This is a genomic window from Alcaligenes sp. GCM10023179 (assembly GCF_042653705.1).
Taxonomy (GTDB): domain Bacteria; phylum Pseudomonadota; class Gammaproteobacteria; order Burkholderiales; family Burkholderiaceae_B; genus Alcaligenes; species Alcaligenes phenolicus.
In genome coordinates, this window is record NZ_JBHSIQ010000006.1 from 306,846 (window position 1) to 320,868 (window position 14,023).

General features: G+C 57.2%; 13 protein-coding genes. 7 read left to right on the top strand and 6 right to left on the bottom strand.

Features of this window, described 5'->3' with window-relative positions; translation table 11 throughout:
* The first annotated feature begins 31 nt into the window (after positions 1–31).
* From ACFPDR_RS18425 to ACFPDR_RS18445, 5 genes are all read left to right on the top strand, one after another.
* The gene (locus ACFPDR_RS18425; RefSeq protein WP_009460160.1) at positions 32–310 is read left to right on the top strand and encodes an acylphosphatase; all 279 of its coding nucleotides are present in this window, start codon (positions 32–34) and stop codon (positions 308–310) included.
* Positions 311–474: 164 nt separating this feature from the next.
* Positions 475–1,368, top strand: a complete 894-nt coding sequence (locus tag ACFPDR_RS18430) for a MurR/RpiR family transcriptional regulator (RefSeq protein ID WP_026483806.1) — start codon at positions 475–477, stop codon at positions 1,366–1,368.
* Between the two features lie 69 nt (positions 1,369–1,437).
* Positions 1,438–2,436 (top strand): TAXI family TRAP transporter solute-binding subunit, encoded by a 999-nt coding sequence (locus ACFPDR_RS18435; RefSeq protein WP_009460158.1) that lies wholly within the window; start codon positions 1,438–1,440, stop codon positions 2,434–2,436.
* A gap of 202 nt (positions 2,437–2,638) precedes the next feature.
* Positions 2,639–5,269, top strand: a complete 2,631-nt coding sequence (locus tag ACFPDR_RS18440) for a TRAP transporter permease (RefSeq protein ID WP_376911755.1) — start codon at positions 2,639–2,641, stop codon at positions 5,267–5,269.
* 96 nt (positions 5,270–5,365) lie between these two features.
* Positions 5,366–6,292 (top strand): pseudouridine synthase, encoded by a 927-nt coding sequence (locus tag ACFPDR_RS18445; protein WP_060186535.1) that lies wholly within the window; start codon positions 5,366–5,368, stop codon positions 6,290–6,292.
* 119 nt (positions 6,293–6,411) lie between these two features.
* Here the strand turns inward: ACFPDR_RS18445 and ACFPDR_RS18450 are convergent, their stop codons facing one another.
* The 6 genes from ACFPDR_RS18450 to ACFPDR_RS18475 form a co-directional block, all read right to left on the bottom strand.
* Positions 6,412–7,401 (bottom strand): asparaginase, encoded by a 990-nt coding sequence (locus tag ACFPDR_RS18450; RefSeq protein ID WP_060186534.1) that lies wholly within the window; start codon positions 7,399–7,401, stop codon positions 6,412–6,414.
* Positions 7,402–7,464: 63 nt separating this feature from the next.
* Complete coding sequence (locus ACFPDR_RS18455; protein WP_021447100.1) at positions 7,465–8,148, bottom strand: ABC transporter permease; 684 nt, start codon at positions 8,146–8,148, stop codon at positions 7,465–7,467.
* Complete coding sequence (locus tag ACFPDR_RS18460; protein WP_009460152.1) at positions 8,145–8,858, bottom strand: ABC transporter permease; 714 nt, start codon at positions 8,856–8,858, stop codon at positions 8,145–8,147. The genes ACFPDR_RS18455 and ACFPDR_RS18460 overlap by 4 nt, the downstream gene beginning before the upstream one ends.
* Positions 8,859–8,876: 18 nt before the next feature.
* Positions 8,877–9,686, bottom strand: a complete 810-nt coding sequence (locus ACFPDR_RS18465; RefSeq protein WP_009460151.1) for a transporter substrate-binding domain-containing protein — start codon at positions 9,684–9,686, stop codon at positions 8,877–8,879.
* Positions 9,687–9,775: 89 nt separating this feature from the next.
* The gene (locus tag ACFPDR_RS18470; protein WP_009460150.1) at positions 9,776–10,555 is read right to left on the bottom strand and encodes an ABC transporter ATP-binding protein; all 780 of its coding nucleotides are present in this window, start codon (positions 10,553–10,555) and stop codon (positions 9,776–9,778) included.
* Positions 10,556–10,714: 159 nt separating this feature from the next.
* Positions 10,715–12,004, bottom strand: a complete 1,290-nt coding sequence (locus tag ACFPDR_RS18475) for a Glu/Leu/Phe/Val family dehydrogenase (protein ID WP_026483801.1) — start codon at positions 12,002–12,004, stop codon at positions 10,715–10,717.
* A gap of 194 nt (positions 12,005–12,198) precedes the next feature.
* On the opposite strand from ACFPDR_RS18475, the gene ACFPDR_RS18480 reads away from it, so the two are divergent.
* Positions 12,199–12,903, top strand: a complete 705-nt coding sequence (locus tag ACFPDR_RS18480; RefSeq protein ID WP_170978573.1) for a YggS family pyridoxal phosphate-dependent enzyme — start codon at positions 12,199–12,201, stop codon at positions 12,901–12,903.
* Positions 12,904–13,036: 133 nt separating this feature from the next.
* Positions 13,037–14,005 carry a Bug family tripartite tricarboxylate transporter substrate binding protein gene (locus tag ACFPDR_RS18485; protein WP_009460137.1) on the top strand — a complete coding sequence of 323 codons (969 nt, stop codon included), beginning with the start codon at positions 13,037–13,039 and terminating at the stop codon, positions 14,003–14,005.
* Positions 14,006–14,023: the final 18 nt, after the last annotated feature.

Here is a 14,023-nt window from a genome sequence, read left to right on the forward strand (position 1 = left end):
ATTTCGGGCACAAATAGCAGGGAGCAGGCTAATGGCGGATTGTGAAACGGTAGAAGTGTGTGTTAAAGGCCGGGTGCAGGGGGTGGGGTTTCGGGCAAGTGCGCTACGCCATGCTCATCTATACGGCGTCAAAGGTTGGGTCAGTAACGCGGCCAACGGCTCGGTCGAATTGGTGTTGCAGGGCAGTACGGATGCGATTGACCAGATGGTTAGCTGGCTGCATATCGGCCCTGAACAGGCCCAGGTCGAGCAGGTAGATATCCAGCGTTCTTACACAGACAAACGCTACGATTTTTTTGATATACGCTAGCTCGGCAGCGTTGACGGCAGAAGCTGGTTGGGCGCATTTCACCGACAAACAAGTGGTTACGTGCCAGATAGTTTGCGGGCAAACCCTAGGAAAACACTTGTTTTTTTTTAGTCGGTTCAGATTACCATTCGTTTTATTTCCAGCAGAACGTCGATGGAAGCCGAATGGAACCTTTGCTGCGACTGCAACGCATTTTGCCAGAATTGACGCCTGAGTTGCTTCGGGCTGCCCAGTGGGTGGAGCGCCATCCTGTTGAGGTCAGCCTTTGGTCCATGCGCAGGCAAGCTCAGGCCTTGTCAGTGGCTCCCGCCACGATGCTGCGTTTGGCACGGGCTGCCGGTTATGACAGCTACGATCGTTTCCGGGCGCCGTTTCAACAAGCCTTGCATCGCAATGACGACACCATGGCTTCGCGGGCTCAATCCTTGCAAGGTAGTCGCGCTGCCGAACAGCAGACCCAGGCCTTGGGCCAGCAGCAGGAGGCAGCGGTGGAGTCTGTCCTTCGGCTTAATCCGGCAGGTAGCCTGGATGCGTGTGCCAAAGCCATTCTGGCGGCACCCAAGGTTGGCTTTCTAGGAGCGGGCGCCAGCTTTGCCTGCGCCTTCCAGATGCATTACGCCTATCAACTGATGTGTGGCAACGGGGTGTTGCTTAACCGTGCCGCAGATGTATTGGTGGAGCTGGAGACTGGCCTGGAAAGTGGTGGCGTGCTGCTTGTGATCAGCCAGGCTCCGTATGTGAAGGCCGTCGTGAACAGCGTTCGCTCTGCGGTGGAGCGTGGCACGACCGTGGTGGCCCTGACCGATAGCGTCTTGTCACCCATTGCACAAGGTGCCAAGCATGTATTGCTGTTTGATCCTCATACGGGCAAGCAGCCCATGGCCAGCTTTTTTCATTCCTTGGTAGGGCCTGTGACCGTAGCCGAACATCTGCTGGCTCGTATCGCTGCACAGGGCGGCAAGACAGTGGTAGAGCGTCTTGCGCAGCTGGAGTCCTCATTTCGCCGTCAGGAGATTTATTGGCAGGATGGTGATGTTGCTGTCACCAATCCGCCTTGAGCACCACGATAGAAAGTAAACCGGACATTCCGGCAATTCAAATGGGGTCCACCCCAAGGGAGACAAAAGATGAAGCACACTGCAAAGAAAACAGGTAAGAAACTGGTGTTGGCATCAAGCACAGCCGCCGCTTTATGTGCCATGTTATTGAGCCCTTTGCCGGCCAGTGCCCAGCAAAAATTTGTCAGCATTGGAACGGGTGGGGTGACAGGGGTGTATTACGCGGCCGGCGGAGCTATTTGCCGGTTGGTGAATAAAGACCGTGGGACCGATGGCGTGCGATGCTCTGTCGAGTCTACCGGCGGTTCGGTGTTTAACGTCAATACCATCAAGGCGGGCGAACTGGATCTGGGGGTGGTGCAGTCCGACGTGGGCTACAACGCCTATAACGGCGAAGGGCAGTTCAAGGACGGCGGTGCCTACACCAAGCTGCGCTCGGTGTTTTCCATCCATCCCGAACCCTTTACGGTGTTGTCGCGCAAAGAAGCCAATATCAGTACCTTTGACGACTTCAAGGGCAAACGGTTTAACGTAGGCAATCCGGGTTCGGGCACACGAGCATCGATGGATCAGTTGTTGCAGGCAATGGGCCTGGATAACAGCTTTTTCTCGCTGGCCTCCGAACTGCGCCCGGACGAACATGGTCCAGCCCTGTGTGATGGCAAGATTGATGGGTTCATCTATGGAGTCGGGCACCCTTCGGCCAATATTCAGGACCCGACCACATCTTGTGGCGCCAAGCTGGTTCCTCTGACGGGGCCTGCTGTAGAAAAACTGGTCGAAACCTATCCTTACTATGCCAAGGCCGTCATTCCGGGTGGTCTGTACCCCAACAACCCAGACGATGTCCAAACTTACGGTGTTTTAGCGACTTTTGTGACGTCGGAGGATGTCCCTGAAGAGTCCGTTTATAACGTCGTCAAAGCCGTGTTCGACAACTTTGATGATTTCAAGCGTTTGCATCCTGCATTGGCAAACCTGAAAAAAGAAGACATGGTCAAGAACGGTCTGTCTGCTCCTTTGCACAAAGGGGCTGAAAAGTACTTCAAGGAAAAAGGGCTGCTGTAAGGCGGCCTGATATTGGCCAGGCTGGCTACGCTGGCCTGGTCGCAAGTGCCACCGCACCGGCAGTGGTCTTGCTTCTGGTTTGGAGTTCCTGGGCTGCCTGGCCCAGGTGATCGGTGCTTGGTCGTTTGACCCGGCTGCATCGGCGCTTCAAACCAGACTTTCCTGGAGACATATGCAAATGACACAACAAGAACAGAAGAAAATGGGGCCGGACGTTGCCCTGACACAGGATGAAACGGCAGAACTGGAAAAGCTGGTTGCAGACGTAGACAGGGGCGGGCGCACTGTTGCGGGCGCAGCGGGCATGGTTTTGTTTCTGGCGGCCATAGGCTGGTCCTTGTTTCAGCTTTGGTACGCTTCCCCGCTGCCCTTTGCCCTGAATCTGGGCATTTTCAATGACACTGAGGCGCGTGCCTTGCATTTGGGCATTGCCATGTTTCTGGCCTATCTGGCTTTCCCTGCACGCAAAACGTCGGCTCGGGATCGTATTCCAATTCATGACTGGGTCCTGGCCCTGATCGCTGCTTTTTGCGGCTCATATTTGTTCTTTTTCTATAAAGAACTGGCCATGCGCCCCGGCATCCCGACCACAATGGATGTGGTCGTGGCCAGTGTTGGCCTGGTGTTGTTGCTGGAGGCTACACGTCGCTCTTTGGGCGCGCCGATGGCCGTGTTGGCACTGATCTTTATCGCTTATATTTTTCTCGGCCCCTGGTTGCCGGATGCGCTGTCTCATCGCGGTGCTTCATTGCAGCGCCTGGTCTCGCATATGTGGCTGACTACCGAAGGGGTTTATGGGGTCGCACTGGGCGTTTCGGTTTCTTATATCTTTATTTTTGTATTGCTGGGCTCCTTGCTGGATCGTTGCGGGGCGGGCAATTACATGATGCAGGTCTCGTTTGCCTTGCTGGGGCATTTGCGTGGGGGGCCTGCCAAGGTTGCCGTGGTGTCCTCGGCGGTGAATGGCATTGTGTCTGCTTCCTCCGTTGCTAATGTGGTGACGGGCGGTATTTTCACGATTCCCCTGATGAAGAAAGCCGGTTACGGCGGTATTCGGGCCGGGGCCATTGAAACGGCGTCTTCCGTCAATGGCCAGATCATGCCGCCTGTCATGGGAGCGGCGGCCTTCCTGATGATTGAGTATGTTGGCATTCCCTATACCGACATCATTCGGCATGCGCTGCTGCCCGCGGTCATTTCGTATATCGCGTTGTTTTATATCGTGCATCTGGAAGCGCTCAAGCTGGGAATACAACCGATGATGGCATCGGGCAAACCCAGAACGTTCATGCAGAAGCTAGCCGGCTGGGGCATGGGTACGGCGGGCACCTTGATTGTGATGGGACTGGTGTACTGGATAGGCGTAGGGGTTCAGGCGGTAGCTGGTGCCGCCGCTATCTGGATCCTGTTGTTCCTGCTGCTGGTGCTGTACGTGTTCTTGCTGAAAGTGGCCGCAGACCACGAGGACCTGCCCACCGATATCAATGTCAACACACCGGTGCGCCCCGAGCCTTGGCCAACGGTGCGAGCCGGTTTGTATTTTCTGATCCCTATCGGCATTTTGGTCTGGTGCCTGACGGTAGAAGTGATGTCCGCGGGCCTGTCGGCCTTCTGGGCCGTTGTGGCCATGTTGTTCCAGATGGCAACCCAGCGTCCCATCATTGCCTGGTTCCGCAAGCAGGCGACGGCTCAGCCATTGCGCCAAGGCGTCAGTGAAGTCTGGGTGGGGTTGCAGGAAGGTGCCCGCAATATGGTGGGCATCGGTATTGCTTGCGGGACGGCCGGCTTGATTGTGGGTGCTATCACCTTGACGGGTCTGGGCCTGCGCATGACAGCCTTTGTGGAGCTGGTCTCCATGGGCAATGTGCTGGTCATGCTGTTTTTTACCGCTGCGGTGTGTCTGGTTTTGGGCCTGGGTATGCCTACCACTGCCAACTACATTCTGATGGCTACCTTGATGGCGCCGGTGGTGGTGGAGCTGGGGGCGCAAAGCGGCATGATCATTCCGCTGATTGCCGTCCATATGTTCGTGTTTTATTACGGGATCATGGCGGACATCACCCCGCCTGTGGGCTTGGCCACTTTTGCAGCCGCTGCCATTTCAGGGGAGGACCCGATCAAGACAGGGGTGCAGGGCGTGACCTATGCCATGCGTACAGCCGTGCTGCCCTTCATGTTCATCTTCAATCCCATGCTCTTGTTGATTGGCATACATAGTGTCTGGGAGTTGATTATGGTCGTGGTGGGTGCGACCGTGGCTTCCCTGACATTTGCAGCGGCAACCATGGGATGGCTGCGCATCAAAACAAGCTGGCTGGAGACAGTCTTGCTCTTGTTGGTGACGTTCATGCTGTTCCGACCCGATTGGTTCATGGACCATATCAGCGAAAAGTATCAGAGTCGTCCCCCATCAGAATTGATGCAGATTGTTCAGAACACGCCGGACGGAGGCAATCTGGTGGTGCAACTAGCGGGGATGAATCTGGAGGGTAAAGACTTGCAGAAAACAGTGGCTGTATCATTGCCCGGCTTGCCGCAAGGAGATGAGGCGACCGGCTTGGCAGCGGCCAGCAAGCGCTTGTCTCAGGCAGGGCTGACGGTGATGGCTTTTGGAGATACGGCGCAAGTGGCATCGGTCGCTTTTGGCAGTTCAGCGCTTAGAGCCGGGTGGGAGCAGGGCTGGGATATTCTGGAGGTGAAAGTGCCTCATCCAGATCGACCGTCCGAGTTTTGGGTCTATATTCCCGCGTTCCTGATTTTGCTCTGGCTGTGGCTAAGGCAAGGCCGGCGGATGCGTCTTGATGCCATCCCACAAGCTGCAGTCCAGAGCTGAGCGAGCCAGCCGCCCTGAGGGTGGCTGGTAGTACACTGATGGCTCTGGATGTCTGGCCCGCTGCAATAGCGGGCCATTTTCTATTTGGTTTTTGTAATGACACCAACAACAAGTGCGCCGCCTGTCCCTTCGCGCGGTGGGGTCAGCCCCAGCAAAGTATGGTGCCCGCGCGGGCACTGGAACTTGCTGGAGGAGTTCTTGCTGGAACGCTTCCCCCATGTCAGCCCCGAGATTCTGTTGGACAGGCTGGCACGAGGCGACATTCTGGATCAGGACGGGGTGCCGCAACATTTTGGTTCGCCTTATCAGCCCGATCGTTGGTTATGGTACTTCCGCATGGTGGAAAACGAAGCGGTCGTCCCTTTCGATATGCCCGTTCTATACGCGGATGAGCGTCTGATTGCTGTGGACAAGCCGCACTTTCTGGCTACAACGCCGGGCGGTCGCTACTTGTACGAAACCGCGCTGACTCGTCTGCGGCGGGACTTCGGAGAGGATGGCATCAGCCCCATTCACAGGCTGGACAGGGAAACGGCGGGTATCTTGCTGTTTTGTCGTGATCCTGCGGCTCGCGGGGCCTACCAGTCCCTGTTTCAGCAGGGCGGGATCGAGAAAGAATATGAAGCGGTCGCGCCGTTTCAGGAAAAGCTGGCAAATGGGCTGCTGTACAGCAGCTGCATGAAAGAAGTGCCCGGCAAGTTTGTCATGTGTGAGGTTGAGGGCGAGGCCAATAGCAGCACCGAAATTATTTGCGAACGCCACTGGCAGGATGAGCAGGGTCAGGAGCTGGCCTTGTACCGCCTGCGTCCCAAAAGTGGCCGCAAGCACCAGTTACGCGTGCATTTGAGCAGCCTGGGGGCACCTATTATCAATGATGTGTTCTACCCTGAGCTTTTGCCGGAGCGTGACGCGGACGATTTCAGCCAGCCCTTGCAGTTGCTGGCTCGGCACATTGCCTTTGTGGACCCCATAACGGGTGAGCAAAGACGCTTCAGCAGTCAGCGGCAGCTGGAATTGGCTTGAGCCTATTGGCATTGCGCTTGAGTACGCTATTGTCGAACAGCCACAGCCACAGCCAGTCTTGCTGCTGGTGCCCTTTATCTAGCCAGCTAGTCCAAGGGACGACGGCGAAAGCCCGAACCTTAATAGTTGCGGAAAGCCGCCTCTATCTCATCGTGCTCCAGTTGAGCAGCCAGACACAGCATTAATAAAATTCGGGCCTTTTGAGCAGGCAAGTAATGCGCGGCAATGGTGTTGTGATCCTGGTCATACGCACTGTCTGTCACAGGTCCTGCATGGATGCGAGAAGCCCGCACACACACCACGCCTAGTCGGTGTGCCCGGCTGACACCTTCCAAGGCTCCGGGGGTCAGGCTGCCGTTGCCAGTCGCCGCCACCACAATGCCTTGCACACCGCTTTGTGCTGCGTGGCGGTACAGTTCGGCCAAAGTATCGGGGTGATCGTAAAAAATCTGCACTTTAGGAAGGCTGTGCAAAGAGCGCACATCGAACAGGCTGCTGTGCGTATGGGGCAGCAGCGTACGCATCATGAAACGCGGCTGCCCGCCTGCAACCAGACCCAAGGGGCCGGCATCGGGTGAACCGAAGGCGCTGGTCTGAGTGGTGTGTTGTTTGCTCAGGAAACGGGCGCTGTGTATCTGGTCGTTCAGCAGTACCAGTACACCTTGATCCTGTGCCAGCGAAGAGCAGGCTACTTGCACGGCCTGATACAGATTCAGTGGACCGTCGGCACTCAAGGCCGAAGCCGGGCGCATGGCCGCGACCATGACCACAGGCTTGTCGGTTTTCAGGGTCAGGTGCAGGAAAAAAGCGCTTTCTTCCAGCGTATCGGTGCCGTGGGTAATGACCGCGCCGTTGATGTCCGGTCGTGCGAGCAGAGCATTGAGCTTGTGGGACAGCTCCAGCAGCATCAGCGAGCCCATGGCCCGGCTGTCCACGTTGAAAATCTGATGGCATTCCAGATCGGCCAGCTCGGTGATACCGGGCACGGCTTGCAATAGCGTTTCTACGCCCTGGGTGATGTCGTAGTCCGTCAGACCAAGATTGGATTGGGTTGTGGCGGCAATCGTGCCGCCGGTGCCTACCAGGGCCAGTTTGGGGCGAGTCGGCATGTGAGGGTGCTCCGCGTCCAGTTGTTGCGCTAGGGGGTGCGGAGAGCCTGGGGTGGCGCCGGTTTAACGGCGCACTTTCAACCAGCGCTCGACCAGGTGCACCACCGATAGCAGGGTAAAGTTGATCAGCAGGTACAGCAGACCCGCAATAACAAAGGTCTCGATGATGGCGTAGTTCTGGTTCATCAAGCGTTTGGCATGACCGGTCAGGTCCATGACGGCAATGGTCGAGGCCAGACTGGTGCCTTTGATGGCCAGCACAATTTCATTGCTGTATGCGGGCAAGGCCTGGCGAATCGCCAAAGGAAACGCCACGCGACGAAAGCGCATCCAGGCGGACATGCCGATGGACTTGGCTGCCTCGATCTGGCCCACTGGCACAGCCTGAAAACCGCCCCGGAAGACTTCACTGACGTAGGCGCCACTGTTCAGGCCAATGGCCAGAATCGCGCAGCGCATGCCGTCGCTGAACAGCCACCACAACGTGGGTGAGTCCTTTACAAAACTCAGGGTGCCCACACCGTAGTACAGCAGGAACAACTGCACCAGCAATGGGGTGCCACGAAATACCGTGCTGTAGCTAAAGGCAAAGCTGCGCAAAATGCGACTATGAGACTGGCGCATCAGGGCCAGTGACAGGCCGATGAACAGCGACAGCACAATGCCCCACAGGCCGATATACACGCTCATGCCAAACCCTTTGAACAGGGTTTCGACGGTGGTATTGAATAATTCCAGATCAATCATGCCTGGGCTCTCATGCCTTTGCCGGTATAGCGTTCGGCCAGCAAAAACAGGGCCTGACTACAGGCACCAATCAGAAAATAAAGCACGCCTGCAATCAGGTACATGGCCATGGGTTCGCGCGTGTTGGCGGCTCCCAGGGTCGCGGCCCGCATGATCTCGACCAGACCCACCAGGGAGATCAGAGCCGTGTCTTTCAGTGCGGTTTGCCAGACGTTATTGGCGCCGGGCAGGGCGTACCAGAACATTTGCGGCAGGATAATGCGGCGCAGGCGCTGCCAGGGGGACATGCCAATGGCTTTGGCGGCCTCGATCTGGCCTTCGGGAATGGCTTGCAAGGCACCGCGAAACACTTCCACGCTGTACGAGCCTGCAATCAGGCCAATGGCCAAAATGCCGACCAGTGCGGGGAACCAGCGCGTCATCACATCTTCCATGCGCATGAAATCGGCCAGATCGGAGACGACTTGGACCGAGCCAAAAAACAGTAGGTAGATGATGAGCAGCTCGGGGATACTGCGAACAACCGTGGTGTACAGGCTAACGGGGCCACGCAGCCAGCGTGGCCCGTTGGTCTTGATGCTGGCTCCTGTAATCCCAATGACTACGCCCAGGGCCATGCCCAAAACGGAGATCAGCAAGGTCATTGCTGCTCCGCGAAGGAACATCCAGCCCCAGCCTTCGCGCAGCACATTAAAAATGGTCTCTAGCATCAAGTGGTACTTCTCGACTTATTTCTTGCAGATCTCGTAGTTGGCGATGTCGATGTCAAACCACTTTTCGCTGGCGGTCTTGACGGTGCCATCGTCGATCAGCTTGCACAGGGCAGCGTCAACCTTGGCTTTCAGTTCTGCATTGTCTTTGTGAATACCGACGGCAATGCCATAACCCAGAGTTTCAGGGTCGGAAGAGCCTTTGATGACCAGCTTGGACAGGGCAAAGTTGTCCTCGCCGACTTTATGCAGGAATTTGGACTGGGAGGTCAGGTCGGCAAAGGTGCCGTTCAGACGACCGGCGTCCAGATCGATTTGCATCTGGTCCAGGGTCTCGTAGTTCTTGACGGTGGTCTTGGGGGCTTTCTTGGACAGGAAAGCGCCGTGAGTGGTGCCACCTTGAACGCCAATGGTTTTGCCAGCCAGACCATCAAAAATAGCTTGTTCGTTGTCGGCACCGACCAGTTCACTGTTCTTGGGCAGAACGAAAATGGCGTCTTCAACGGCGTAAGGAATACTGAAATTCACGCGCTTGGCACGCTCGGGGGTGTAGGACATGCCCGAGATGATCAAGTCAAAGCGTTTGGCATCCAGCGAAGGAATCAGGCTGTCAAAGGCTTGCACGATGAATTTGCAATCGCTGTTCAGCTCCTTGCACAGGGCAGCGCCCACGTCGGCGTCAAAGCCGGTGACTTTACCGGCTGCGTCCACCATGCTCCATGGTGGGTAACCGCCTTCGGTACCGATTTTCAGGGTGTCTGCCATTGCAGCCTGGGAGCCCAACAGGGCCAGGCTGGCACAGATCAGGGTCTTGCTGAGGAAACTCATGGTCTGGCTCTCCTTTGTGGATAGGCTGGTCAGAGCCGTATTGGCCCTGCTGGTTTTCCAGCCGGTGTCGTATTCACGAAGCGATGATCTTACTGCATTGGTTGTAGAAACTGCTGTAGACGCTCGGATTGTGGCCTATCGAACAGATCTTTGGGATGGCCACGTTCTTCAATCAGGCCGTTGTGCATGAAAATGGTCTCGGAAGAGACGTCACGCGCAAAATTCATTTCGTGGGTGACCAGGATCATGGTGCGGCCTTCCTGGGCCAGTTGGCGAATCACACGCAGAACTTCGCCCACCATTTCCGGGTCCAGCGCCGAAGTCGGTTCGTCAAACAGCAAGACATCCGGGTCCATGGCCAGCGCACGGGCAATGGCCACGCGCTGCTGCTGACCACCGGACAGTTCGGCCGGGTAGGCATCGCATTTGTTGCTCAGGCCCACCTTGCCCAGCAGTTCGCGGGCGTATTCCGCCGCTTCACGGGCCGGGCGGCCTTTGACATGGATGGGGCCTTCGGTGACGTTTTGCAGCACCGTGCGGTGCGACCACAGATTGAAGTTCTGAAACACCATCCCCAAGCGGGCGCGGACTTGTTCCAACAGGCGCGGATTGTCTGTCTGGCAAATGCCCTTGCGATTGCGATGGCTGCGCAAAATGTCATTGCCGATCTGGATTTCGCCCTGATCGGGGACGACCAGATGGTTAATGCAGCGCAGCAGGGTACTTTTGCCCGAGCCGGAGGCTCCAATAATGGAGAGCACGTCGCCCTTGTGAGCTTGCAGGGAAATGCCCTTGAGCACCTCGTTGGTGCCAAAGCGTTTGTGGATGTCGCGTACCTGGACCGCCGCGTTCAGGTCATTGTTATTCACAGCAACGTCCTTGCGGTCAAAGAGAAAGGGGGTAAGGGTTTCATACGGGTGTCATATCCTGGATGCCCCGATTCTACCGCTTTCCCCCTGTTTTTTTTGCACAAGCGCTGTATTTTGCTCATAAAAAGCGGCATAAACCGGGTACGCCGCCTTATGACCTTATGGATACAGGCCGCGTACCTGACGAGATTCCAGAATGCGGGCGCAACCTACGATAAAGGCAGCCGTACGCAAGGTGACGTTGTGCTCTTTGGCAACCGCCGCCACCGTGGTGTAGGCCGAGCGCATCATCATTTCCAGACGGTTGTTGATCTCGTCCTCGGTCCAGAAGAAGCTGGAGAAGTCCTGGACCCACTCGAAGTAGGACACGGTCACGCCACCGGCGTTGGCCACCACGTCCGGAACAATGGTCACGCCCTTGTCGTTCAGGATGTCGTCGGCTTCCGGGGTGGTGGGGCCGTTGGCGCCTTCGATCACGATGCGGGCGCGGATGCGGTCGGCATTGTTCTTGTTGATCTGACCCTCCAGAGCGGCCGGGATCAGCAGATCGGTTTCGATATGCCAGAAGTCTTCGTTGGAAATGGCCTCGGCATTGGGCGCTCCGGCCAGACCTTTGTGCTGTTCCATGTGGTTCAGCAAGGCCAGTACGTCCAGACCGTTGGGGTTGTATACCGTGCCGGTGTGATCCTGTACGGCCAGCACCTTGGCACCGGCTTCCTGGAACAGGCGGGCAGCGGTCCCACCCACGTTACCGAAGCCTTGCACAATGACGCGGGCGCCATTCAGGTCGATACCGGCGTCGCGGGCCGCTTCACAACCCACGGTATACACGCCGCGGCCAGTGGCTTCCACACGGCCCAGGCTACCGCCCAGGGAGACAGGCTTGCCGGTGACCACGCCGGTGCTGGTGCCACCGACATTCATGGAGTAGGTGTCCATCATCCAGGCCATGGTCTGGGCGTTGGTGTTCACGTCCGGGGCTGGAATGTCCTTGTTGGGGCCAATAATCACACCGATTTCGCTGGTGTAGCGGCGGGTGATGCGCTCCAGTTCGGCCTGGGAGTGGTTGCGCGGGTCGATACGAATACCGCCCTTGGCACCGCCAAATGGCAGGTTCACGGCAGCCGATTTGATCGACATCCAGGCAGCCAGAGCCATCACTTCGGACAGGGTGACATCCTGGTGGTAGCGCACGCCGCCCTTGCCTGGGCCACGGGAAGTATTGTGCTGAACGCGGTAGCCCTCGAAGTGGGCCACGGTGCCGTTATCCAGTTCAATGGGTACGTCTACAATCAGCGTGCGCTTGGGGCGCTTGAGTGTTTCAACCCATCGGGACAGTTTGCCCAGATACGGAGTGACTCGCTCCACTTGTTCGAGATAAATACCCCACGGGCCGACGTCGTCGGCGTTCAGGTATGACGGCAAAGCATGGGTGGGACGATCTGTCATGAGCTCCTCGATAAGGTTGGGGAAACGGGATACGAGTACACAGTGAAGACGTGTGATTGCGCACAGACGCAGAACCTGGCAAACACGCTGTGGATGGGCTTAGCGGTGGCCGTGTGCAACAGTTATGCTATCGGAAATGGCCGCTGTTGTGTTTGCAGCGTTTGCGATGGTTTTATCTGGGTGCGTGTGCATTGATGGCTTCTTCTGACTCTTCCCTTTCTGGTCGCTTGGCGCAATTGCGCCAACGTATCGAACAGGCTTGCTTGCAGGCCGGCCGCCCTGCGGATGCGGTGGCTCTTTTACCGGTAAGCAAAACCTTTCCTGTGCCCGTGCTGGCTCAAGCCCTGGATTTGGGCCTGTCGCGAATGGGCGAGAACAAGGTTCAGGAGATTCGAGACAAGCAGGCAGAGCTGGCCGATCGCGCGGTGCAGTGGGTGATGATAGGCCATCTGCAGAGCAATAAGGCCAAAGATATTGCACGCTTAGCCAGCGAAGTACAGTCTTTGGACCGTTTGTCCCTGGCTCAGGCCCTGGATCGACACCTGCAACACGAGCAGCGTAGCCTGGACGTGCTGATCCAGGTCAAGACCTCGCCCGAGCCCAGCAAATTTGGTTTGGCACCTGAAGAACTGCCCGCTTTCATGCAGTCCCTGCGTTCGCTCGATACCTTGAAGGTCCGCGGTCTGATGACCATGGCCGTCAATAGCGATGACCCCCAGGCAGTTCGCGCCTGCTTTGCCAGCCTGCGCCAGTGGCGCGATCGTCTGGTGGAGTTGGGCCATGAACAGGTGCAAGGCCTGTCCATGGGCATGAGCGGGGATTTCGAGCTGGCGATTCAGGAAGGTTCCACTGAAGTGCGAGTGGGTTCGGCCCTGTTTGGCGCACGCGATTACAGCTAATCGATATCCGCATCGTTACTAATGCCCTGTGCAGGGCTGTCCGCGCATAATGTCTCTGCGCATCCCGGACGGGATGCTTAAAACTTAAAAAAATAGCGCCAAAAGCGCTGTCTACACGCATGGAGGAGACATCATGCATTGGAAGAACTTTGGAGCCGGTGTGCTGTTGCTAAGCGCCAGCCTGACAGGAACGGCCTTGGCAGCAGACTGGCCCCAGTCTGCCGTCACCTGGGTAGTCCCTTATCCCGCAGGTGGCGGTTCAGATGTGATTGCCCGGCTGGTCGCCAAGCAGCTGGAAAGCAGCCTGGGCCAGACCTTGATTGTGGAAAACAAACCGGGGGCCGCCACCATTATTGGCGCAACCTACGTCAGCAATGCCAAGCCCGATGGCTATACCGTAGGCACGGCTGATTCAGGCACGCTGGCCTTTAACTCCTCTTTGTACAGCAAGCTGCAATACGACCCGGCTGCCTTCACCTATGTGGGCGGTCTGGCCCGCTTCCCCCTGATGCTGGCAGTGCCACAGGAGTCGCCCTATAAAACCGTGGCCGATCTGCTGGAAGCAGCGCGTAAACAACCTGAAAAGCTGACGTCCTCGTCCGCTGGCAGTGGCTCTCCACACCATTTGGCTCTGGAGATGTTCAAGCAGCGCACGGATACCAAGATCGTGCACGTTCCTTACAAGGGAGCTGCACCCGCCATTCAGGATTTGCTGGGCGGCCAGGTGGATATGTCCTTTGTGGATTCCGCCGCAGCGCTATCCAACATCAAGGCCGGCAAACTGCGAGTGCTGGCGGTTGCCACGCCCGAGCGTAGCAGTCTGTTGCCTGATGTGCCAACCATGGCCGAAGCGGGTATTGCCGACTTCTATGCCTATGCCTGGCAAGGTTTGGTGGGCCCACCCAAGATGGACGAAGGCGCCCGTCAACGCTTGAGCCAGGACTTGATGCAGGCCCTGAAAACGCCCGAGCTGGACCAGCGTATTCGCGAGATGGGGGTGGAACCCATGCCCATGACGCCCGATGAATTCCAGGCTTACGCCCAGCGTGAACGGGCTGAATGGGCCACGGTTATCGAGCGTGCGGGCATCCGTATGGATTGACCTTGATGCGGCCCACAG

What these genes read in the sequence shown, in the direction of transcription:
- ACFPDR_RS18425 (WP_009460160.1), top strand. Translation starts at nt 32, where the DNA reads ATGGCGGATTGTGAAACGGTAGAAGTGTGTGTTAAAGGCCGGGTGCAG.
- ACFPDR_RS18430 (WP_026483806.1), top strand. Translation starts at nt 475, where the DNA reads ATGGAACCTTTGCTGCGACTGCAACGCATTTTGCCAGAATTGACGCCT.
- ACFPDR_RS18435 (WP_009460158.1), top strand. Translation starts at nt 1,438, where the DNA reads ATGAAGCACACTGCAAAGAAAACAGGTAAGAAACTGGTGTTGGCATCA.
- ACFPDR_RS18440 (WP_376911755.1), top strand. Translation starts at nt 2,639, where the DNA reads ATGGGGCCGGACGTTGCCCTGACACAGGATGAAACGGCAGAACTGGAA.
- ACFPDR_RS18445 (WP_060186535.1), top strand. Translation starts at nt 5,366, where the DNA reads ATGACACCAACAACAAGTGCGCCGCCTGTCCCTTCGCGCGGTGGGGTC.
- ACFPDR_RS18450 (WP_060186534.1), bottom strand. Translation starts at nt 7,401, where the DNA reads ATGCCGACTCGCCCCAAACTGGCCCTGGTAGGCACCGGCGGCACGATT.
- ACFPDR_RS18455 (WP_021447100.1), bottom strand. Translation starts at nt 8,148, where the DNA reads ATGATTGATCTGGAATTATTCAATACCACCGTCGAAACCCTGTTCAAA.
- ACFPDR_RS18460 (WP_009460152.1), bottom strand. Translation starts at nt 8,858, where the DNA reads ATGCTAGAGACCATTTTTAATGTGCTGCGCGAAGGCTGGGGCTGGATG.
- ACFPDR_RS18465 (WP_009460151.1), bottom strand. Translation starts at nt 9,686, where the DNA reads ATGAGTTTCCTCAGCAAGACCCTGATCTGTGCCAGCCTGGCCCTGTTG.
- ACFPDR_RS18475 (WP_026483801.1), bottom strand. Translation starts at nt 12,004, where the DNA reads ATGACAGATCGTCCCACCCATGCTTTGCCGTCATACCTGAACGCCGAC.
- ACFPDR_RS18480 (WP_170978573.1), top strand. Translation starts at nt 12,199, where the DNA reads ATGGCTTCTTCTGACTCTTCCCTTTCTGGTCGCTTGGCGCAATTGCGC.
- ACFPDR_RS18485 (WP_009460137.1), top strand. Translation starts at nt 13,037, where the DNA reads ATGCATTGGAAGAACTTTGGAGCCGGTGTGCTGTTGCTAAGCGCCAGC.